The organism is Candidatus Woesearchaeota archaeon, from assembly GCA_018675335.1.
Classification (GTDB): Archaea; Nanobdellota; Nanobdellia; order Woesearchaeales; family UBA11576; genus JABJCP01.
In genome coordinates, this window is record JABGYH010000001.1 from 57,400 (window position 1) to 79,222 (window position 21,823).

Genomic DNA, 21,823 nt, shown 5'->3' on the forward strand with positions numbered 1-21,823 from the left:
CAAATATTATTTAATAAAATAATAAAAAATTAAAAGAATAATTAAACTATTTTTTAAAATGTCGACTTAAAATATCATCTATTCGTTTAGCATCCCACCCAACAGTATGAAGCCTATTGTGGATTTCATTTCTTGTGCGACCCATTTTTTTACTATCTTTTACATATTTATGAAGTTCTTTATCAACTTTATTTGTAGAAAAAAGCGACGCCAATTTCATAAATGCCCTATGATTAAGCAAAACTAAAAGAATAACAAATGCCAGCAAGAAAAAACCAATTATCCAATAAATACCATTTTGAATTTCTGCAATTTCTTCGGGTGATTTTGATTCCGCAGGAAATTCAGTTAATTTTGGAATTTCAATAGATTCTAATACTGCCTCATTATCAGCGTTATAATCATCTACTACCTGGTTTATCTTCTCTACAACTGCAGAGTTCTTAACTTGCGAAATAATAGAGGGCGTATCTAATTCAGATTTGTCAACACCCAAATCTTTTGAATCAGTAGAACTAACAATTGGTTCTTCAACAGAAAATATAGGATCACCTGAAACAGTTTCACCAACTTCTAAAGTTACTACTGGATCTTTATTTTGAGTATTTACTTGAGATTCTAAGTTCACGTCCAAAACTTCATCAACAGAAGACTCAACAACTGACGAATCAACAAGTTTTTGATTAGTTATTTTCATTGCAGTAATTAATAAATAATTACTAGGAATTAATTTTGAAGTATAATGGAAATAATTATCATCTTCCCCATTAAGAGATAAATAATCTATTCTATCCCACTCTTCATCACCATATCCTTTATGCACATAAAGTGCAATATCATGTTTAGTTAAATTTAAATTATTTAAAAATTCTTTAGAAACTCTAAATTTGATTGTTAACTTATCAAAATCTTTATACGTAAATGCAGAATATTTAAATTGATTAATTTCGTAAGGAGTGCCAATTAATTCAGGGAGTTTATCAGGAATATTTAACATTTTATAAACAGTTAAAACTCCTTGAGAAATATTTTTTTCAAAACTAAATGTTACAGATCTAATAGAAATATCATCAGATTCTATATCCATTGTTTCACTAACTCCTTCTTCAAGTAAAACCCACCCAAGTCCTTCTTGAGGATTAAATTCTGGATTTTTTAATTCAGCTTGAGAAAAACCAGTTTGTGCAACCACAAATCCTGATAGCAATATTAGTATTAATGAAAATAATATTAATTGAGTTAAGCACCGCTTTTTAATCATGTAAACACCCCGATTTAAAGAAATATACTCTATATATAAACTTTTCTTTAAAATATAATATTAATAATATTTATAATATATTGCCAATAACAATGCAATACCTAATTTAACAATAAACTAAAAAATAATCAAACAACAAGCAATAAAATAATCTACCTATATTATTTAAAAATCACCCAGACTTTTTTGAGTTTTTTGTTCAATAATATTTTTATAACATTGCCAACTTTTTCTAAATATTTCAGGACATTTATCATAATTTTGTTCTAAGAATAATTTGGTTTTAGGATCAGACGGATAACCACTGCCAAGATCCCCATAAATTTCTTTTAATTTTTCAATTTCGTCGTCACGAGTAACTTTCGCAATTATTGACGCAGCTCCCGCAACCAAATATTTCAAATCAGCTTTATGTTCACAAACAACTTCACAATCAACATTCAAATGCTCTTTAATATATTTTCTATAATCCGGAATATTAGTACTAGGACAATCAACAAATACTTTTTTAGGTGCTAGATTATTAATTATTTTTGCAGAACTTAACGCTTCTAACCAATTAAGATTTAAATTAGGATCAGTCAATGCAAAATCAATTTCTTGAGGTGATGAAATAACTACATGATGAGAATATTTTGTAAGATGCTCAAACATTGCTTTTCTTTTTTTAGGAGATATTAATTTTGAATCAGTCACACCTAACTTTTCTAACTCAGACAAGTTTTTTTCTTCAATCATAAATCCACAAACAACTAAAGGTCCAAGAAGAGGCCCTCTTCCAGCTTCATCAATACCACAAATCATTGCCATTTTTCAAGAAAGATTTTTTGGGATTTATTAATTTGTTGGAAACTGATTAAACAAATAAGAGTTTAATATAATAAGTTTAGAAAAAAATCAAATATGCTTAATAAACAAATAAGAAAAATAATAAAACATAGCGAGGGGTGGACTTTCACAAATATTAATATGTGACAAATATTATCAATATTTAATTTGAACCACCGACCTCCGGGTTTCTTTCGACAAAAGCCGATATGAGCCCGACGGGCACTCCTGACTGCCCTACCTCGCTATTTTACAGGAATAATCTTAAGGAAATAGTGCTGGTTTATAAAGCATATGGTTCAAGAAATAGTTCATTTATAAATAAAACTAATCGAAACAACACAGAACAAATCAAAACAAATCAATACTAAAGATCATTTTCAGAAATGTTTAAAAAGGACTTGTTTTTCTCACTGTAGTTATGCCGCGGTCGCATAGTCTGGCCATTGCGGAGGATTGCTACAGCCTGTAGCCATAATACCTACAGTGGTCATCAACCATAAAGGGGTTGGATCTGCAAAGATCCTCTGTCCTCTGGACACGAGGGTTCGAAACAAATTTTTGCAAATTAACATTAACTGCAAGAATTTACGAAAGTCCCTCCCGTGGCGTTTGCCAAACGGAAGCTTAAGAAATACTATGCTTTTTTAATGATTCCTAAGGCGTTTTTTCTTTTTTTATTATTTTATTAATTTCAATTAACTACAAAATCAAATATTTAATTTTCTTGGTAAACTTCAACAAGATTTCGTTGCACAACAGAAGATAAATCATATAGCCCACAGGTTTTATGGTTTAATGATTCATACACTCCCGCAAACATAAGCGACTGCGTTAAAATAATATTTTCTGTTGGAACTGCAACTCTCGAACCATCAAAAGTTAAAGGAAAACCTGAATTTAGCAAATAAATCCCCCCAATATGATAATCTTGATGAGGGTTGGACGTTTTTGGAAATTTAACTCTAAACTTCACAGAATCAAACTCCCTGTCAGAACTTGAAATACTTGCAAGCACAGTTCCCTCTCGCAAATAAGAATAGTCATTCATTCTCAAGCTCATATTTCCAGATGCACCTACAATTAAATCAAAATTACAAAGAAATTCATGCAAATCATTTTGATTAATAGTTCTTTTTTGTAGATCAGTATCAAAAATACAAGTTTCGAAATTTAATTGTTTTTGAACTTCCACACCTATTGGGCCCCCACCCAAAATTAACGCACGTTGAGGCACCAAACCATACTTATCCAAATAAAAATTCAATTTATTTAAAAAACAATCAACTATATGAGGAGTTTCCATAATAAGTTTTGTTTTAGATCTTGCCACATTAACTATAGGAAACGAAACATTATTTTTAATTATTGAATACCCCGAACTTGTTTGCTCCACTCCAGATAAGTTTTCACAAAAATAATTTGAAGCGACACTAAGAAGTGCACCCCCATCATCAATCACAACAACATGTTTATCTTTAAGATTTGCTTTATTTTTTACCAATTGAATAAATTGCAATATATGCTTAGAAAATTGATCATCAAAACTTAAGTGACTATTAAATTCATATGAATAAACTGATACACCTAACGCACTTAAATCTCGTTGCACAGAGTTATTAAACGAATAACTTTTACCAATAAGATATGTATTTTCTGGCAATAACCCGCAACTAAATAACTGACTAAACAACAAGTACTGCCCTTCTAAAAAATGTTGGCAACCAACTATAATCACATCTTCAAGAGATCGATCATATAATTCGCCAACAACGCCAAACAAAGAGTTTTTATTCATCACTTCAAAGAAATAAATTCAACATTTAATTAAGATTCCATTAAAAAATAACTAATTATCGATAAATTTATATATCAAAAATAGATTAATAGTTATATGGATGCGATTGACAAAAAAATACTAATTGAACTAATGAAAAACTCAAAAGCACCTATTTCAAAAATAGCTAAAATTCCTAGATTGACTCGAGAAATTGTCAGACATAGAATTCCCAAATTAATAGAACTAGGATTTATCAAATCATTTATTGCCCGAATCCACCAACCTTACTTTTGTGCAGGCGTGGCAAATTTAACTCTAAAATTAATAAACTTTGATTCTAATAAACATCACGAAATTATCCAACAACTTAAACATCACAAAAAAATTAATTGGATTTCTGAACTTTGCGGAACTGTTGATTTAATGTGTACTATTTTATACCAAAATCTTGATGATCTAAGCGATATAATAAGTGAAATAACAAACATTGCAGGAAAAAATTTACAAGATCACCAGTTATCAATGTATATTGGAGAAATTAAATTCAATAGAATTGGACTCATAACAGAAAATTCAACCCCAACTCAAACTGAAACTGAATTTTCAAAAAGTCAAAGCATAAATCTAAGTAAAGAAGATTTAATCATTTTACGAGAACTTGCAAAAAATTGTAGAATTAAAAATAACATTCTTAGCAGTCTTGCAAAAATAAGTGAAGATGCGGTAAGAATTAAAATAAAGCGATTGGAAAAAATAGGAGTTATTAGAGGTTACACAATATTATTAAATCCCGCGTCTCTTGGATATGAAAGCTATCAAGTTGGAATCCAAATGGAAAAAATGAACAAAAAAACAATCACAAAAATAAAACATTACGTTAACCAAAATCCATACATAACATTTTGTGTCAGAACATCTGGAAAATACAATCTTATGTTAGCAATAGAAGTAAAAAACAGAACTCATTTTAAAGAATTATTACAAAATCTTCGGACTTCATTCTCAGAAGAAATTAGAAATTATGAATTTCAAATGAGTTTAACAAATCATAAAGAAGTGTTTATACCCGAAGGATTTATCTAACTTCTTTATGATAAACTACCTTTTTAAAACAATCACAACCAATCTACATCTTCAAAGAATTTCTTAAATCCAGATATTTGACAATCAACATAATGAAAATTTTTATTTTCTTCTTGTTCTGCCCAAGAACCATGTTTGGCCCAAATTGTTCGAAGTCCCATTTTTTTTGCAAGTTCTAAATCAACTTCAGGTTTATCACCCATCATCACACATTCAGATGCTTTAACTCCCATTTTCTTAAAAATATAATTATAAAATTTAGTATTTGGTTTATTTTGGCCAATATCATCAGCAGTTACTATTAAATCAAACAAATCATATATGCCTAACAGTTTAATTCTTCGAATTTTTATTTTTCGTTCACCATCACTATCAGTCATAATTACTAGTTTATACTTTTTTTTCAATTTTGTAATAACGCTCAAAGCACCAGGCATGAGTTTTACTTTTGATTCAAACAATTCCCAGTATGTTTTTACCATAAAATCAATATCTTTTTTAGTCCATTTTATTCCAACATCATCAAATAATTTTTTAAACCAAGGAATTCTATTAAATTTTTGAGGATCTCCCGCCATACCATCATGAGAGAAAAAATAATCCACTTCATTTAACAATCTTATTGCAGTATCTTCATAAATCCCATATTTTTCACACATTATTTTTGCAAGTTCTTTTGTCATGTAATTTTTTGCTATTTGAAAATCTTCAATAGTATCATCAAGATCAGTTATTATACATTTAATTTGTGGCTCTAAATCACAATCAAATTTAACATTATTTTTCTGCAATTTCTTAACAAGTTTTCGATTCATCAATTTCGAACTTTTATCTGCTCGAACACCAAGCGTTCTTTCTGATTCAAAATCAGTAATACGAATCACAATCTCAGAATTACTACTAAATTTAGGATTAGTTTTAAACAAAATTTCTTCTTTTTCTCGACCAGATTTCAAAGTTAATTTTAATAAAGGATATTTAAGTAATTTCTTTATTTTGTTAAGCTTAAAATCAGTTTTAATTCCAACAATACAATCACCCTGTTTTGAAAGTTCAGAATCTTTAGTGAGTTCTAAAGTATTACGATGCATAGCAAGTAAATTTTCATGCCCATAGGAATTAAATGAATATTTAATTGGTAAAACTTTTGATTGATTTAATTGATTAACCATAAAAACACCTCTTGCTAAATTAAACTTAAAATATCTATTTAAATATTGCTGATTTGAATCTCTAGTTAACATACTAAAACTTAATAAACAATACTTTTTTCTTAAATAATCATGATCCTTGGAAAAATTATAGGTAAAACAACAACAACTAAATTTAGTTTTATCGTAGAAAATCCATTGAATGCAAAAAAGTTTGAATATATTCAAGTGTTTCATACTGATCAGTCCATTTCTGATGAACCAATTTCAGTTCTTGCTCAAATTTTAGAGCTTGTTCGCGATTCTGAAAAGACTCTTGCTTATTGTAGCGTGATTGGATTTAGAAATAATCAAAGAACACAAAGTTTAAGATCACCTCTAGAACCAGGTTGTGAAGTTTTAAAAGCAGAAGATGAGCTAATAAATGACATCATTAAACTTGATTCAAGTGCAGGCGCATACATTGGAAAAATTTTAAACAAAAACATCCCAGTTTATTTGGATCTTAACAAATTAATTACCAAACATTGTGCTGTTTTAGCTAAAAGTGGTTCTGGAAAAAGTTATACTGTAGGAGTTTTATTAGAAGAAATTATTGAAAAAGGAGTTCCCTTGATAATTATTGATCCTCATGGAGAATATAATAGTTTAAAATTTCCAAACACGACTGCAGACAAACAATTGTTTGAAAGATTTAACACAGAGCCCAAAGGATTTATTCATCAAGTTCAAGAATTTGGAGATCATAAAATTAACCCAGATGTAAAACCTCTTAGGCTATCTGAAAAATTTGATACTCAAGAATTAATTAATCTATTTCCCTCTAAACCTAATGCATCTCAATTAGCTTGCATTTATTCAGCAGTTAAAAATTTAGAAACTATGAATTTTGATTCATTAATTTATGAATTAGGATTGCAAGATAATAATGCTAAATGGACTTTAATTGATGTACTCGATTATTACAAAACTCTTGATTTATTTTCGCCAACACCAACGCAACTTAATGAACTTATTTGCCCTAACAAATGCACAATTATTAATCTTAAAGGAATAGAACCTGAAGCTGCAGAACTAATAGTTCATAAACTTATGAAAGATTTATTTGAAGCAAGAAAAAGAGAATCTATTCCTCCATTTTTTGCAGTAATTGAAGAAGCCCATTTATTTTGTCCAGAAAAAGTTTTTTCAGAAGCAAGATCAACAAAAATTCTAAGAACTATTGCAAGTGAAGGACGAAAATTTGGCTTAGGATTGTGCGTTGTTAGTCAAAGACCTGCACGAGTAGATAAATCAGTTCTGTCTCAACTCTCAACACAAATTATTTTAAAATCTACAAACCCTAATGACCTAAAAGCAATTTCTCAATCAGTCGAAGGAATTACTGCGGAAAGTCAAGATGAAATAAAAAATTTAAGCATAGGAACTGCACTTGTAACTGGAGTTGTTGATATTCCTTTGCTAGTTCAAATTCGACCAAGAAAAAGTAAACACGGCGGAGAAGCAAAAAAACTAATTCAAGACCAACCAACAATAAGCAATTCAAATAACTCAAATAATAAGAATAATAATAACTCCCAAGACTCAATAAATAACAAAAACACAGATATTAAAAAACCAACAACTGAAAACAATAATTCACAAACAAATAAACCCAATAACTCAAATCAAAATTTTGTTGAAGAATCTAAAAAATTTGAAAATTTAATTCCATTAATTAAACCACGTATTTCAGTCGAAGAATTAAGATTGATGTCAGAAAGTCCAATTGAAAAAATAGAAACTTATCTAATTCCTGCATTATTTATTAATTGTGATTCATTTAATATATTAGTTGATTTAGTTCAGGGTAAAGTGATAAAAGACATTGACGCAAATAATGCGTTTGAACTTCCTGATATCGCACAACTAAGTCCCAATCAATTAAATATTTTATCAATCGCACTAGAGCTTAAAGAATTTGGAATGGCACATTTAATCGGAAAAGGTTTAGAGTTTCATCATTCTCAAAACATGTTAAAAGATCTTATGGGTAAAGAACTTATTACTTGCGAAAATCAAAAATATTCACTTAACAACAAATTAGCATTAAATTTAGAAAAAGTTAGTTTTATTGGTCGAGTAGAATATGGAAATACAAAATATGACACAAAAATTGAACCAACAATAACTCAAGACACAATTTTAGCAAAAGTTTCACCCCTGACCAAAGTAATTGAATCAAAAGAATGTTTTATTATTTGGAATAAAATTAATTACAAGGAAGAATCAAAAGAAGAGACTGAAGAAGAAAAAACAAAAGAATAACTATTTTAACAAAATTTAAATAAAATAAATCAATTCTAACTACCACCCTGAAAATAACAATTTGCGGAAGCATGACTTTTGCTCAGGAAATGAGCGAATTAAAAGAGATTCTAACTAACCAAAGTCACAATGTAACTGCTCCTGCAGAAATACATAGACATCTTAATCCAAACAATACAGTAGATAACAAAGCAGAAAAATTAGAGTTAAATGTAATTAAAAATTATTTTGAAGAAATAAAACAAACAGATGCAATTCTGATCATCAATAAATAAAAAAATGAAATACCTAATTATATTGGGGGAAATAGTTTAATTGAAATGGCATTTGCATTCGCACTTGATAAAAAGATTTTTTTATTAAATCCAATTCCCAAAATGAGTTACACAGATGAAATTGAAGCAATGAAACCCATTATTTTAAACCAAAACTTAAATGAAATTAAATAATGACTCAATTAATTTCATCATATTACTTATTCTTTTTTTTATTTGTTTTACGATCTGCAAATAAAGCAAACAATACAATTAAAATAAACAAACAAACAAGAAATTCAATCATATTACTTGTTTCAACAGGTTTTTCAAAAACTCCAAAATAAGAAACAAAAGAAAATACTAATAATACAAAAATTGCTAAATTACCCCAACCTTCCCAGGTAATAGGAGTATATCCCCATCCAAGATCGCTTGTAAAAAGTCCTCGTCTTTTTCTAAACCAATATTTATTGTGTTTCATAAATTAATAAATCCAAATCAAACTTATAAATATTTCCAAATTAAAAAGAAAAAAGATTAAAAAACAAAAAAATAAGAAAAAAGATTAAAAAAAGACCATAAAAAAATTTAAAAATTATTTCACACGAATACTTTCTAAATTTCTTGGAGCTTGAGTTTCTATTCTAAACTGTCTATGAATACTACTCGCAAGATCTAAGCATCTAGAATTCTCACCGTGATTAACAACAACTTTTTTAGGTCTTGGACTGCATCTTTGAACATAATTAATTAATTCTTTTCGATCACTATGTCCTGAGATTTCAATTCTAAAAACTTCCATGTTAATATTTAACGTGTCAGGTCTTCCAGATTGATTATATCCTAAAATAATTTCTCGTTGTCCTCGTTTAATTTTATTTCCGAGGGATCCTTCTGCTTGATAACAACTAAAAACTAAACTGTGTTTTTTATCTCCTGCTAACGCTTTCAAATATTCAACAGATGGTCCGCCAACAAGCATACCGCTAGTTGCAATAATTAAACATGGACCTCCCTCTTCAATTATTCTTTGTCGTTCTTTATTTGATCCTACTTCTTTAAAAATCGGTGACAAAAACGGATTGTTGTCCTTGTGAAATATTTGTTTTCTTATTGATCTATTCAAAAATTCAGGATACGCAGTGTGAATTGCAGTGATATCCCAAACCATCCCATCAACATAAACTGGAATTGGATCAATAAGTCCTTCACGAACTAAACTTTCAACTAAAATCATTACTTCTTGTGCTCTTCCAGAACCAAGAGTTGGCATAAGAATTTTTCCGCCTCGTTTAATTGTATTCATTACAATGTCTTTTAATTCATTGTCTTGTTCTCTAGCAGATGGAAGCACATTATCTTTAGCACCATAAGTACTTTCAATCATTAATGTTTCTAGACGAGGAAACTTGGTTGCTGCAGGTTCAAGCAACATTGTCTTACCATATTTCAAATCAGCAGTATAAACTAAATTATGAAGTCCATTTCCGATATGCAGATGAACTAAACTACTTCCTAAAATATGTCCTGCATTGTATAATGTTAATCTAACATCAGGAGTGATATCTGTTACTTCTTCATAATCTAAGCAAATAGTGTGTTTTACCATTTCTTTGACTTCATCAGATGTATAAATTGGATCTTTACCTTCATTTCTCATAATTTTTACAAGATCTAATTGAAGTAAAGACATAACATCTCTTGTAGGCGCAGTACAATATACTGGACCCCTATATCCAAATTTGAATAAGTAAGGTAAAAAACCAGTATGATCTAAATGTGAATGACTAATTATTACTGCATCTAATTCATCAAGTTTAAATTCCGGTGCTTCAAGTAAAGGATATGCGTTAGATTCATCTGCAACATTAATTCCACAATCTAAAAGTACTCGTGATTCGGGAGTTTGTAATAGAATACAACTTCTTCCTACTTGGCGTCCACCACCTAAGTATGAAATTCGCACCCATTCATTTTTCTTTCCTCGAATCCAGCCATCATAAATCCTATGACCTGTTTTGTTTAAGAATTTTCTTCGATAATCAGAATTTTCATATAAAACATTTCTAATTCCTTCAATTAACTTACTTCTAATTGGAGGAGTTCTTTTAATTATTGGAACCCACATTGTTTTTTCTCGAATTCCTCTTAAAATTTCTCCTTGTTTTCCTATAACCAGTCCTGGTTTTTCTGCATGAATTACCACTCTTGATCTTTGGTGATCAAATATTACATCAGTAAGTCCAGCTTCATCAGGAATTAATTCACGAATTAATTTTTCTGCTTTTTCAAGTTCCATTGCAACGCTTGGGTCTGGTCGAAGCTCTATTCGTTTTTTTATATCATCAACTACTTTTTTGATTGTTCCTTTATTGTCTAAGAAGAAGTCTTTATCTTTTGTATAAAGGACTATATTTGCGCCTTCAAATCCTGCATCGCTAATTTTACCTGCAGGTAATTGCTTTAGAATTTCTTTCAATATTGTTGTCAAAGTTTAACACCTTCCATATTATATACATATATTAAATTTATTTAAAATTTAATTTTTATTTTATTTTTTTATAAAAATTGAGAACTAATTATTGTCTCATGGGCATAATTTAAAAAATTTTTATTTCCCTCATTTGAATAAAAGCTACCAAAATTACTAAAAAAATTTTAAGAATTGTTTTAACGCTTAATTTACACATCAACCGTTTAATTAAAAAAGTACAATAACTAAAAATTATGATAATTAAAAATTTATGAAGATAAAAAAATACAATTTAAAAAAATAAAAAATTAAAAAATATCAAAATAAAATCGCAGTAAATTATACAAAAATTATAATTTATTATTCAGGATTTTTGTCTGTAATGCACTAATCCCTTTTGAAGTTATTGTTAACATATCAAATCCATTTCCAGATGCGGAATCTCTTTGAAGCGATGCATTTAAACATTTAATCGCCAATGATTTTGCATCTTCCATAGATAAGTTAGGTTTATACAGTGCTTCTAAAACACCTAATGAAAAAACACTTCCACTTCCACTTGAAATATAATCATCTGCTTCAGATATTGAACCATCAGGATAAATATCGTATAAATGAAATCCCGTTTCATCTTTTCCCGCAAATAAAAAGTGAGATATGCCTTGCATTGAACTAAATTTTCTTATATTTTCATATACCATTCCAGCCAATAAATTTGCGCCTTCTTTTACAGTAACTTCTCTACTGCATCTTATTTGTTTAAGATTTAATTCAGCTTTAAGAAGTTTCATTTGTAATTGAACATCAGATACACTTCCAGCAGTAGTTAATGCAAGATTATCATTTATTGGAAATACTTTTTGTATTTCTTTATTAGCAATTAAATTTCCTGCAGTTGCACGTTTATCTGCTGCAAGTAAAATTCCATCTTTAAATTTCATTCCGATTGTTGTTGTTCCAGTTTTTCTAGTATTAGTAGAGTCCATAATTTACACCTGCCTTTAATTCATAGATTCAAGATTTAATTTATTTTTTAGAATCATTTTCTATAACTCAGAAGAATACACTAAAAATATGCCACCTAATATTTAAAAGTTTCTTTTTTAAAATATGATTTAATACTCGTTTAAACTGAATTTAAACCGCAAATAAACTCTAAAAGAATAAGGAAGTAACTAAACTCCCACAAAAATTGATTATAAAAGACTATAAAGACTATAAACACCTCCAAAATAAAGAATAAGAGAAAAAAAAGAAAAAAAAGAAAAAAAGTCAAAAAGTTAAGTTCATAATTAAACAAACTCACCAATTAACCTTTATTTACGTCCTCTTCTATGTCTTAATACAAGTAAAATTAACAAAACAACAATTAAAATAACTAAAATTTCAGTTATAATAATAATTGTTAAAGTTTTATTTTTCTCAAAAAAACCTGTTGATTTAGAAGAATCTGCAGCACTTACAATATTCGCACTGCTTTTTACAACAACATTGCCAGAACTTGTTGGTGGAGTAGTTACCGCGATTGTTGAATCAACCTTAGAATTATCTAAAGAATCACCATCATCATCTGTTGATGTATTTGGTTTATCAGAATTATCTGAACCAAAATTATCATCATCAGAATCATCAGTTGTATCTACTGGAATTTTTTTAACAGGACATTTTACAGATAAATCAATTTCTGATTTTACTAAATCTCTTTCTTTGTTAAAAAAAACATAAGATTTAATTTTGTAAGTTCCTTCTTTCCAATCAGTTGTATCAATCGCAAGATTTTTTTCATAAATATTGTCAGGATCACTAACATCAGAATCCATTGTAAACTCTTCAAAGAATAAATCAGAATCATCAGTAAATATTTTTACTTGTACTTCTTCATCTCCCTCGCCGATATTTACAACTCTTAAGTCTAATTGAGGTTTAGCACCGCAAGTAACTTCCGCAGAACTTAAAGATGCCCCATCAAAAACTACTTCATGGGATTCTTTATCCACTTCTAAATCAATTATAACTTCTAATTCTTGAACTTCTTTATCTTCATTTTTTCCATCAGCAGTAATGATTATTTGATAAGTATCATCTTGATCAATAATTAATGGAAGCTGAAAATAAAATTTTTCAGTATTTTCTTTACCAGTTTTTAGATCACCATAATCAACATCAGTTTCTAAATCATCACCATCATCAATTTCTTCAATTATTGCATTAAGATCAATATTACTTATTTCTTGATCTCCAACATTTTCAAGTTTAAGTTTAATTTCAAGTTTTGCTCCAGGAAAAATATCCACAGTCCCACCATCATTTGAAACTCCTTTATCTTCATCGCCATCAACGTCAACTTCAATATCTACTACTTGCAAATCTGAAGCCATCGCTAAGCTACTTAAACAAAGAATTAATACAAATAAAATCGTTAAATAGGAATATAATTTTTTCATTGTTAACCCACCCCAACTCTTAATTAATAGATTTACCTCTTTATCATTTAAGAGTAACATAATTGATATATGCCAGTATATTAAATAAGTTGTGTTGTCATACTATAAGTACAGAATTTCCCTTTAAAAAGGTTATCGCAATAAAAAATAATTTAATCAAATTTACCAAATTTGTGCTTTTTTCTCAACTGCTGCGCAAACACCATTAACACAACCTGCCAAATCTTGAGACAAATCAAAAAGTTGATCTTTTGATGGGTCTGTAACCACATAAGTTCCCTTTGCGCCAATTGCTCGTTTAACAAAAGGTGCAAAAAAACCATTTCCTTCACCAACTCCTAAAATTGTTTCATTCCTACAAGGATTAAGATATTTAACCATTAATTCAACATCTTCTGCTCTTACAAAAGGATATTCTCTAATTGCTTCAGAGTATAATTTTGATCTCAACCCATCAAATTCAGCCATAATTACCACCTAAAAGTAGGATTTTTTAGCAGACATATTAAATTAAGCCGTCGCAAACCGACAACTTTAAATAAGCTCAATAAATAAATTAAACAATGGAACAAGAATTAAGAGAATTTGGATTAACAAACAATGAAATAACTGTTTATTTAACTCTACTAAAAACAGGAATAACTTCAGCCAATAGAGTAGCTTCAATTTCAGGAATGAAAAGAAGCACAACTTATGATACATTACACGCACTCATCACAAAAGGAGTTGTTTCATCATCCACAAAAAACAATGTACAAAACTTTGAAGCTGCAGATCCAAAAAAACTAGTTTATTTAGCAGAAGAAAAGAAAAAAAGAATAGAACAAATCATTCCAAAACTTCAAGCAATGCAAGAAACCAAAAAAGAAAAAACAGGAGTTACCTTTTTTGAAGGAAAAAAAGGAGTCATAACAGTATTAAATGACATTCTCGATCAAAAACCAAAAGAATTAATTTTTATTGGATCAAGGAAAATGTCAAAAATTCCCCTAAAACATTATCCAGATAATTTTGTGAGAAGACGAGTAGAGCAAAAAATTAAAGTTAATGGAATTTTAGCAAATGAAGACAAACCAGATAAATTCATCACAGACGCCAAAGCTGAAAAACTATCCAAATTTATTTATAAAAAAGAACTTGACAATGCTAAGTCAGACATATTCATTTATGATGACAAAGTTTCTTTTATTACAACCACTGAAGATCCCGCAGGAATCATAATAAAAAATAAAGAAATCGCAGAACAATTAAAAACAATTTTTAATTGGTTAAAAAAAAATAATTAATCCTAAAAAAAAAAAAAAGAATAAAAAAAATAGTTAATAGCTTTTACTAAAAAACAATCTACAAGTTGCAGGTTTTCCACAGTGAAAACATGTGCTTCCTTCTTGAGGAGCACCAACTTCACCAAATTGTATATTTCGCGAACTTGCACCGCCTGTTTTTTCTTTGATCATATCTTCGCAAGCTGGTTCTTCGCAGTAATTTACTTTAACTAACTTACGTGCATTAATACAACTCACAAAGGAATCCCAATCATTAGCTTCAACTTGACTCTCTGTTAAATGTTCCATTGCTTTTTTATACATAGAGTCATGAATCATATCAAGTTCTTGTGCTACAACTTCTTTTAAGTCTTTGATTTTTATAAATTGTTTTTCAGAGTTATCTCGTCTAACCAAAACTACTTGTTCTTCTGCTAAATCGCGAGGTCCAATCTCAATTCTAATAGGAACTCCTTTCAATTCCCATTCATGATATTTTGCGCCAGGTGTAGCTTCTTCTCGATCATCAAGAACAGGTCTAAATTCTTTTAGTTGCGAATAGATTTCTTCTGCTTTTTGAATAACTTGATCTCGAGTTTTTTCAAATATTATTGGAATTATAACAACTTGATTTCTTGCAATTCTTGGAGGTAGTACAAGTCCTTTGTCATCTCCATGCATCATAACTGCAGTTCCGATAAGTCTTGTTGAAATTCCCCAACTACTATGAAACGGAGTATGTTTTTCTCCATCCTGACCTAAAAAACTCACATCAAATGCTTTCATAAATCCTTGTCCTAGATTATGCGATGTTCCTGCTTGTATTGCTTTCCCATCAGGCAAAAATGCTTCTATACTAAATGTTGCTTTAGCACCTGCAAATTTTTCTTTTTCGGTTTTTCTTCCACACATAACAGGTAACGCAAGTAAGTCTTTGCAAAGTTTATCATACTCTTCAAGCATCATTAAAACTTCTCTATCACATTCATCTTCGGTTGCATAAACACAGTGTCCTTCTTGCCATAAAAATTCACGAGATCGCAAAAATAGCTTAGTAGCTTTAGTCTCCCATCTTACAACATTGCACCATTGATTAATTCGAAGAGGTAAATCTCTCCAGCTTCTAACCCATTTAGAAAATGAATCACACATAATTGCTTCTGATGTTGGTCGCAAAGCTAACCTATCACATCCTTCATCTCTATTTGCCACCCATGCAAGCTCAGGAGTAAATCCATCAAAATGGGCTGCTTCTTTTTGGAAAAATGATTCGGGAATAAACATAGGAAAATAAGTGTTATCAACGCCTAATTCCTTTATTCTTTTGTCAAATTTTTGTTGAATACATTCCCAAATAAAATAGCCTAATGGTCTAATTACATAACATCCTTTTGCAGGAGCATGTTCTGCCAGTTCACTTTTTTGTACCACTTGACTATACCATTCAGGCATATTCTCTGATTTTTTTACAGTAAGTCCAATTTCTTTTTTTTCTTCTTTCATTTTTATGTCCGCCTTGTATTAATGTCTGCATTGTAAAATTAAGCATTTATTTTAATTGAATATAAACCGCTTTTAAGCTTATTTTACACTTATTTAACTTTACTTATAAATATTTTTGTGCTTTAGTAAAAATTTATCCTCAAATATAAATTTATAATTGAACACAATCAGTTAATTCTGGGCACAATCGAATACAAAAACAAACGATAATAGAAATCTAAATAGTAAACAACTCCAAATTTAAAATTATAAAAACAAGTAGAACTAATTAAATCAAATCCTAAAACAAGGAATACAACCACCTACACTCTTGGTTTTTATCATACTGCATATTACGCACCCATCATTTATAAACGTTACTAAAATCAAACTTCAGCCAAATCCCAAAAATAAACATCAAAAATAAACATTTATATAAACTAAAATTTGACACAAAAATGAAGTAACTATGACAGAAAAAACTATTGATGTTATTGGAATTGGAAATCCATTATTAGATTTAACAATTAACACAAACGATAATTTACTAGAAACACTAAATCTTCCAAAAGGTGGAATGCATTTAGTAGATTCTCAAAAAAGTAATTCAATTCTAAATTCAATTCAAACTCTTAATCCGGAAACATCTGCAGGAGGCAGTACTGCAAATACGCTTTCAGGAGTTTGTAATTTCGGCGGCTCAAGTATCCTTATTGGAAAAATTGGAACTGATTCAAACGGAGAAATTTATGAACAAATAACAATCAAACATAAAACAGAATCAAGATTATCAAAACACAGTTCAATACCTACAGGAACTGCAATTACATTCATAACTCCAGATAAAGAAAGAACTTTTGCAACTCATTTAGGTGCAGCACTTAAATTAACAAAAGAAGATATTTTTGAACCTGATATTCAAAAAAGTAAAATTCTACATATTGAAGGATTTCAATTAGAAGATAGTAGTTTAAAAGAAACTTCAATTCATGCGATGGAATTTGCAAAAAAACATAATACTTTAATTTCAATTGATTTAGCGGACGCAGGACTTATCAAAAGAAATTTAGAAGATCTAAAAAACTTAACAAAAAAATATGCAAATATTATTTTCGCTAATGAAACCGAAGCACAAGCATTTACAAACAAATCAGATGAACAAGAATCATTAATCGCACTTTCAGAATTTTGTGATATTGCAATTGTTAAAATTGGAAAAAACGGTAGTTTAATTAAAACAAAAGAATCACCAGAAATTATCATAATTCCCCCTCATAAAACTCAAATAATCAATACTAATGGCGCAGGAGATATGTTTGCAGGAGGATTTTTATTTTCAATCGCAAAAAATATATCCCCTCAAGTTGCAGGAAATATTGCAAGTTTTGCCGCAGCTCAAGTGGTCGCATCCCCTAGTGCCAGGTTAAATAGAAATCTACAAGAAGAAATTAAACAATTCTATTAATTACTAATTGATTTTTATGTCTCATTCATATCTTTTTTAGAATAATGATGTTTATATAGTTCTAATAATTCATATTTAAATAAATGAGCAAAACCAGACGTAAAACCTCAAATAAACCTAGAAAAAAAGACATTTTAATAGATAAACTAAAATCATTATTTAATCCTAAAATAAAAAAAATTCCATTAAGTGCAAAAAAAATAGAATTTGGCTATTCAGGTAAAAAGGTTTTACAAAATCTTAATCTTGATGTTAAAACAAGTCAAATTATGGCAATTGTTGGAAAATCAGGAAGTGGCAAATCTACTTTTTTAAATTTAATTTCAGGAGCACTAACTTCTAATTATTCTGGAAAAATAAAAATTATGAATAAGACTAGACTTTTTTCTAAAGAAGATATTGGATTTGTTCCTCAAGATATTGCATTTATTCCAGACATGTCAATTAAAGAAAATATTGTATTTTTTGGATCAATCAATGGATTAAATAAGAAAATTGCAATAGCTGCAGGGAAAAAATTAATGGAAACATTAAAACTTGATCTGGGATTAGATCGCCTTCCTTCAGAAATTTCAGGAGGTCAAAAAGTTCGATTAAATATTCTTTTATCTTTACTTCATGACCCGAATGTTATAATTCTTGATGAACCATTTGTTGGACTTGATTATTATAATCGTAAAATGTTATGGCATTTTTTAGAAGCTCAAAAGAATTTGAGAAAAACAATCATTTTAACAACTCACATGTTAGTTGAAGCAGAACACAATTCGGATAAAATTGTCTTACTTAAAGATGGAAAAGTTTTTGCTAAAGGAAAATTTAATGATATTCTTAAAAAATTAAAAACTAAATTTATTGTTGAAGTAAAAATAGAACAAATAAATAAGAAAAATTTTGAACTACTTAACAAATATTGTTATAATCATACAATTTCAATTCTTGATCATTACAAAAACTATTTTATGTTTTCTGTAAAAAATGCAGGACAAAGAAATTATTTATTCAAGTTTCTAGAAAAAATAAATACTGGATATGAAGAACTTTCTTTTAGAGAACCCAATTTAGATGAACTATTTCTTAAGGTGGGAAAATGAGTTTAGAAACAATTAAACAAATTACAAAAAAATTGTGGATCATTCCCTTAAGCATTTATGGGTTTTTACAAAAAGAATTTATTTTAATAACTAGAAAGAAGAAATATTTGTATTTATCTTTATTATTCCCTCTATTACTAGGATTAATATATGTTTTTTCTCTCACTGCATCAACTCAAGGAGTAAATGTTTTTGTTTGTGATTTTGACAATACAACCACTACTCAAGAAGCGTTTTCAAACATTGACGGATTCAACATTAATTATCATACTCAAAAAGATTGTGAAACTACAATGATTGAATCAGTAAGATCAAGAGATAATCTCTTTGGCCTAATAATTAATCAAGGATTTACAAATAATATTGAAACTCTAAAACAAGGAAATATTATTATTTATTATGATAATTCAGATCCCGCAATATCAAGTATCGCATCTTGGAAAGTTGACGTTGCACTTAATCCATTCAAAAAACAAATTTCAACAAAATTTTCTACAAATCTTAAATCAGAAGCAAAACTTGCTAAAGATAATGTTGATTTAGTTATTGAATATTTTGACTTCATCACTCCAAAAACTCAAGTACATGATAAAATTTATTCAGTTCAAGATAGTTTATATAAAATTAGCAATTTAGATTCTGAATTTGTATCAAGCCCAATTATTACAACACCTAAAGGAATTTATAATAAACTAAACATAATTGATATTGGTTTAGCACCATTGTTTGCAGTACTTTGTATGTTTTTAATCTTAATGTTATGTTCAACAGGAGTCATGTATGATAGAAAGTCTTTATTGTTTTCTCGAATTAGAGTAAGTAACAGCATAATGATTAGTTATGTAATATCTAAACTTATTTTCTTTTTAGCAATCACAATCATTCAATTTTTAATTTTATACTTTGTTTTTTTACTATTTGGAGCAAATTTTACAATATCGTCAGGATTATTACTCAAAGCATTATTGTTCATTGCACTTACTAATACTTTGATGGGATTTATCATCGGACTAATCAGCGATAGTGAAGGAGTTGCAGTATTAATTTCTTTAATAATTTCCTTACCTTTAATGTTTTTATCCGGCATGTTTTTCCCTTTTGAACTTATGCCTAAATTTATTCAGTTATTTGCGAAAATAATGCCTCTTAATTTAGAAATATTATTTATGAAAAAAGCATTACTGTTTGGAGGAATAATTAACATAAATTATTTTGCAATACCTTTAATTCTCTTCATCGTATGTCTTTTCCTAATTGAAAAAAAGAAATAATACATTAACATAAATACCTTCAAATCACAAAAATTTAAATATATTTAATAATATGAAGCAGATATGCAATCCAATAATCCATTAAGTTCAAAAAATCAAGAACCTAATTCTAGTCAGTCAAAAAAAGAAAATGAAGAAAGAGTTAATATTAAGATATAATTTATTTTTATGAGGAAAATAAAATGGAAAACAAATGGAAAGATGTAAAAGAAATGATTGATTATTCTAAAGGAGGAATAATAAGTAAAGTAGTTGAAAAAAATGATATTGGAGATGTTACTCTTTTTAATATGTCAAAAGAAACTGAAATTGGAGAACATACATCTACAAAAGCAGGTTATGTCTATGTTGTTGAAGGAGCCGGAATATTCACTCTTGAAGGTGAAGAAATTCATATGAAACCAGGAGTATTAATATTTATGAAAGCAAATGCTAAACATTCGTTAAGCGCAAAAGAAAATACTACTTTTATTTTAATATTAAATAACGTTGTAGATTTAGGTAAAAGCACATTAATTTAACTCGTGACAAAGGTTAAAATAAAAATAATAGCCACAATAACCCAACAATAATTGCCCCAGTAAATTAATGAAATGAGAGTATAAAGAATGAAAATCCAAATTGAAGAAATAAAATCATTGTGCATACAAGTATTGAATAAACTTGGATATAACCAAGAAGATGCTGAAACTATAATTGCAGAATATATGTATGGTGAATTATCGGGGAAAAAGTCTCACGGACTTAGTGCATTTCCAGGAATTGTGAAAAAAACTAATAAAAATATTCTTAAATGGGAAATTGAAAAAGAAGACGCAAGTTATGCACTAATAAATGGAAATGGAAATATAGGACAATTAGTTGGTAAATTTGCAATGGAACTTGCAATAAAAAAAGCATCAAAAACAGGTATCGCAATTATCGGCATACACCATATGCAATCATATTTGATGCCTGGATATTATTCTAAACTTGCTTCTGATAATAACATGATTGGAATTGTAGTAGACAATGCAAAATCAAGAGTTGCACCCCACGGAGGAATCGAACCAAAATTAGGAACTAATCCCCTAGGGCTTGGTATCCCCACAGGAAATATAAACTATAATCTTGATATGGCAACCTCTGTTAGAGCTATGGGCGAAGTAAGACTTGCAAAAAAACTTGGCAAAGAAGTTCCTAAAGGAATGGCAATGGATAAAAATGGAAATCCCACAAGAAATCCTGATGAAGTTAATTCTTTAAACTCATTTGGAACTTACAAAGGATATGCATTAAACCTTGCAATTGAAATGTTAGCAGGTTCACTCGTACGAGCAAAAATGGGAAGTAAAATTCAAAACAGTCTCGATAGAGGTTTTCTATTCATAGTCATCAATCCACAAATATTTGTCGGATTAAACACATTTAAGAAAGAAACAGGAGAATTATTGAATGAAATAAAACATTCAAAAACCCAAAAAAATGTTGAGGAAATATTTATCCCAAACGAACATGCAGAATCAAATATAACTGCACACACCCAAAGCGGCGAAATAGAAATTGAAAAAAAGATTTTTGAAGACATTAAAAAATTATTATAAATATTTAATACCCATTAAACCCCAATAGAAAAACTTTCAACAAAACTGAAAAATTTCCAAATTATCACTGCCAAAAATA

19 protein-coding genes and 2 tRNA genes are annotated in these 21,823 nt (G+C 28.9%); 10 read left to right on the forward strand and 11 right to left on the reverse strand.

Annotation, left to right across the window (positions count from 1 at the left end):
• Positions 1-46 precede the first annotated feature (46 nt).
• The 3 genes from HN587_00305 to HN587_00315 all read right to left on the reverse strand — a co-directional run bounded on the left by HN587_00305 (position 47) and on the right by HN587_00315 (position 2,336).
• Complete coding sequence (locus tag HN587_00305; GenBank protein MBT7902280.1) at positions 47-1,261, reverse strand: PGF-pre-PGF domain-containing protein; 1,215 nt, start codon at positions 1,259-1,261, stop codon at positions 47-49.
• A gap of 165 nt (positions 1,262-1,426) precedes the next feature.
• Positions 1,427-2,071 carry a ribonuclease HII gene (locus HN587_00310; GenBank protein ID MBT7902281.1) on the reverse strand — a complete coding sequence of 215 codons (645 nt, stop codon included), beginning with the start codon at positions 2,069-2,071 and terminating at the stop codon, positions 1,427-1,429.
• Between the two features lie 128 nt (positions 2,072-2,199).
• Positions 2,200-2,336 (reverse strand) — tRNA-Met (locus HN587_00315).
• Positions 2,337-2,512: 176 nt separating this feature from the next.
• Here HN587_00315 and HN587_00320 point away from each other — a divergent pair.
• Positions 2,513-2,700: transfer RNA gene (locus HN587_00320), tRNA-Ser, on the forward strand.
• 107 nt (positions 2,701-2,807) lie between these two features.
• Here HN587_00320 and HN587_00325 read toward each other — a convergent pair.
• Entirely contained in the window at positions 2,808-3,887 is a 1,080-nt protein-coding gene (locus HN587_00325) for a hypothetical protein (GenBank protein ID MBT7902282.1), read from the reverse strand.
• Between the two features lie 96 nt (positions 3,888-3,983).
• On the opposite strand from HN587_00325, the gene HN587_00330 reads away from it, so the two are divergent.
• Positions 3,984-4,952: an Lrp/AsnC family transcriptional regulator gene (locus HN587_00330; GenBank protein ID MBT7902283.1), complete on the forward strand. Its 969-nt coding sequence runs from the start codon at positions 3,984-3,986 to the stop codon at positions 4,950-4,952.
• Positions 4,953-4,984: 32 nt separating this feature from the next.
• Here HN587_00330 and HN587_00335 read toward each other — a convergent pair whose 3' ends face one another.
• A complete protein-coding gene (locus HN587_00335; GenBank protein ID MBT7902284.1) occupies positions 4,985-6,124 on the reverse strand; it encodes an HAD-IA family hydrolase in 1,140 nt (379 codons plus the stop codon).
• Between the two features lie 111 nt (positions 6,125-6,235).
• Here HN587_00335 and HN587_00340 point away from each other — a divergent pair, with 111 nt between their 5' ends.
• Entirely contained in the window at positions 6,236-8,410 is a 2,175-nt protein-coding gene (locus tag HN587_00340) for an ATP-binding protein (GenBank protein ID MBT7902285.1), read from the forward strand.
• Positions 8,411-8,481: 71 nt separating this feature from the next.
• Positions 8,482-8,685 carry a hypothetical protein gene (locus HN587_00345; protein MBT7902286.1) on the forward strand — a complete coding sequence of 68 codons (204 nt, stop codon included), beginning with the start codon at positions 8,482-8,484 and terminating at the stop codon, positions 8,683-8,685.
• Between the two features lie 196 nt (positions 8,686-8,881).
• On the opposite strand, the gene HN587_00350 is transcribed toward HN587_00345, so the two are convergent.
• The 5 genes from HN587_00350 to HN587_00370 all read right to left on the reverse strand — a co-directional run bounded on the left by HN587_00350 (position 8,882) and on the right by HN587_00370 (position 14,052).
• On the reverse strand, positions 8,882-9,148 hold the full coding sequence (locus HN587_00350; GenBank protein MBT7902287.1) for a hypothetical protein: 267 nt from the start codon (positions 9,146-9,148) through the stop codon (positions 8,882-8,884).
• A 114-nt stretch (positions 9,149-9,262) separates the two neighbouring features.
• Positions 9,263-11,158, reverse strand: a complete 1,896-nt coding sequence (locus HN587_00355; protein MBT7902288.1) for a beta-CASP ribonuclease aCPSF1 — start codon at positions 11,156-11,158, stop codon at positions 9,263-9,265.
• 332 nt (positions 11,159-11,490) lie between these two features.
• Positions 11,491-12,126, reverse strand: coding sequence for a proteasome subunit beta (locus tag HN587_00360; protein MBT7902289.1), 636 nt, complete (start codon positions 12,124-12,126; stop codon positions 11,491-11,493).
• Positions 12,127-12,456: 330 nt separating this feature from the next.
• Entirely contained in the window at positions 12,457-13,584 is a 1,128-nt protein-coding gene (locus tag HN587_00365; GenBank protein ID MBT7902290.1) for a hypothetical protein, read from the reverse strand.
• Positions 13,585-13,746: 162 nt separating this feature from the next.
• Positions 13,747-14,052 (reverse strand): hypothetical protein, encoded by a 306-nt coding sequence (locus HN587_00370; GenBank protein MBT7902291.1) that lies wholly within the window; start codon positions 14,050-14,052, stop codon positions 13,747-13,749.
• 95 nt (positions 14,053-14,147) lie between these two features.
• Here HN587_00370 and HN587_00375 point away from each other — a divergent pair, with 95 nt between their 5' ends.
• Positions 14,148-14,870, forward strand: a complete 723-nt coding sequence (locus tag HN587_00375; protein ID MBT7902292.1) for a hypothetical protein — start codon at positions 14,148-14,150, stop codon at positions 14,868-14,870.
• Positions 14,871-14,903: 33 nt separating this feature from the next.
• Here HN587_00375 and HN587_00380 read toward each other — a convergent pair whose 3' ends face one another.
• On the reverse strand, positions 14,904-16,352 hold the full coding sequence (locus tag HN587_00380; protein ID MBT7902293.1) for a proline--tRNA ligase: 1,449 nt from the start codon (positions 16,350-16,352) through the stop codon (positions 14,904-14,906).
• A gap of 448 nt (positions 16,353-16,800) precedes the next feature.
• On the opposite strand from HN587_00380, the gene HN587_00385 reads away from it, so the two are divergent.
• The 5 genes from HN587_00385 (at position 16,801) to HN587_00405 (ending at position 21,744) form a co-directional block, all read left to right on the forward strand.
• Positions 16,801-17,796: an adenosine kinase gene (locus tag HN587_00385; GenBank protein ID MBT7902294.1), complete on the forward strand. Its 996-nt coding sequence runs from the start codon at positions 16,801-16,803 to the stop codon at positions 17,794-17,796.
• A gap of 83 nt (positions 17,797-17,879) precedes the next feature.
• Positions 17,880-18,890, forward strand: coding sequence for an ABC transporter ATP-binding protein (locus HN587_00390; protein ID MBT7902295.1), 1,011 nt, complete (start codon positions 17,880-17,882; stop codon positions 18,888-18,890).
• Positions 18,887-20,161, forward strand: coding sequence for an ABC transporter permease (locus tag HN587_00395; protein MBT7902296.1), 1,275 nt, complete (start codon positions 18,887-18,889; stop codon positions 20,159-20,161). The genes HN587_00390 and HN587_00395 overlap by 4 nt, the downstream gene beginning before the upstream one ends.
• A 182-nt stretch (positions 20,162-20,343) precedes the next feature.
• A complete protein-coding gene (locus HN587_00400) occupies positions 20,344-20,682 on the forward strand; it encodes a cupin domain-containing protein (GenBank protein ID MBT7902297.1) in 339 nt (112 codons plus the stop codon).
• An 87-nt stretch (positions 20,683-20,769) separates the two neighbouring features.
• The gene (locus HN587_00405; GenBank protein MBT7902298.1) at positions 20,770-21,744 is read left to right on the forward strand and encodes an Ldh family oxidoreductase; all 975 of its coding nucleotides are present in this window, start codon (positions 20,770-20,772) and stop codon (positions 21,742-21,744) included.
• Positions 21,745-21,823 lie beyond the last annotated feature (79 nt).

What these genes read in the sequence shown, in the direction of transcription:
- HN587_00305 (MBT7902280.1), bottom strand. Translation starts at nt 1,261, where the DNA reads ATGATTAAAAAGCGGTGCTTAACTCAATTAATATTATTTTCATTAATA.
- HN587_00310 (MBT7902281.1), bottom strand. Translation starts at nt 2,071, where the DNA reads ATGGCAATGATTTGTGGTATTGATGAAGCTGGAAGAGGGCCTCTTCTT.
- HN587_00325 (MBT7902282.1), bottom strand. Translation starts at nt 3,887, where the DNA reads ATGAATAAAAACTCTTTGTTTGGCGTTGTTGGCGAATTATATGATCGA.
- HN587_00330 (MBT7902283.1), top strand. Translation starts at nt 3,984, where the DNA reads ATGGATGCGATTGACAAAAAAATACTAATTGAACTAATGAAAAACTCA.
- HN587_00335 (MBT7902284.1), bottom strand. Translation starts at nt 6,124, where the DNA reads ATGGTTAATCAATTAAATCAATCAAAAGTTTTACCAATTAAATATTCA.
- HN587_00340 (MBT7902285.1), top strand. Translation starts at nt 6,236, where the DNA reads ATGATCCTTGGAAAAATTATAGGTAAAACAACAACAACTAAATTTAGT.
- HN587_00345 (MBT7902286.1), top strand. Translation starts at nt 8,482, where the DNA reads ATGACTTTTGCTCAGGAAATGAGCGAATTAAAAGAGATTCTAACTAAC.
- HN587_00350 (MBT7902287.1), bottom strand. Translation starts at nt 9,148, where the DNA reads ATGAAACACAATAAATATTGGTTTAGAAAAAGACGAGGACTTTTTACA.
- HN587_00360 (MBT7902289.1), bottom strand. Translation starts at nt 12,126, where the DNA reads ATGGACTCTACTAATACTAGAAAAACTGGAACAACAACAATCGGAATG.
- HN587_00365 (MBT7902290.1), bottom strand. Translation starts at nt 13,584, where the DNA reads ATGAAAAAATTATATTCCTATTTAACGATTTTATTTGTATTAATTCTT.
- HN587_00370 (MBT7902291.1), bottom strand. Translation starts at nt 14,052, where the DNA reads ATGGCTGAATTTGATGGGTTGAGATCAAAATTATACTCTGAAGCAATT.
- HN587_00375 (MBT7902292.1), top strand. Translation starts at nt 14,148, where the DNA reads ATGGAACAAGAATTAAGAGAATTTGGATTAACAAACAATGAAATAACT.
- HN587_00380 (MBT7902293.1), bottom strand. Translation starts at nt 16,352, where the DNA reads ATGAAAGAAGAAAAAAAAGAAATTGGACTTACTGTAAAAAAATCAGAG.
- HN587_00385 (MBT7902294.1), top strand. Translation starts at nt 16,801, where the DNA reads ATGACAGAAAAAACTATTGATGTTATTGGAATTGGAAATCCATTATTA.
- HN587_00390 (MBT7902295.1), top strand. Translation starts at nt 17,880, where the DNA reads ATGAGCAAAACCAGACGTAAAACCTCAAATAAACCTAGAAAAAAAGAC.
- HN587_00395 (MBT7902296.1), top strand. Translation starts at nt 18,887, where the DNA reads ATGAGTTTAGAAACAATTAAACAAATTACAAAAAAATTGTGGATCATT.
- HN587_00400 (MBT7902297.1), top strand. Translation starts at nt 20,344, where the DNA reads ATGGAAAACAAATGGAAAGATGTAAAAGAAATGATTGATTATTCTAAA.
- HN587_00405 (MBT7902298.1), top strand. Translation starts at nt 20,770, where the DNA reads ATGAAAATCCAAATTGAAGAAATAAAATCATTGTGCATACAAGTATTG.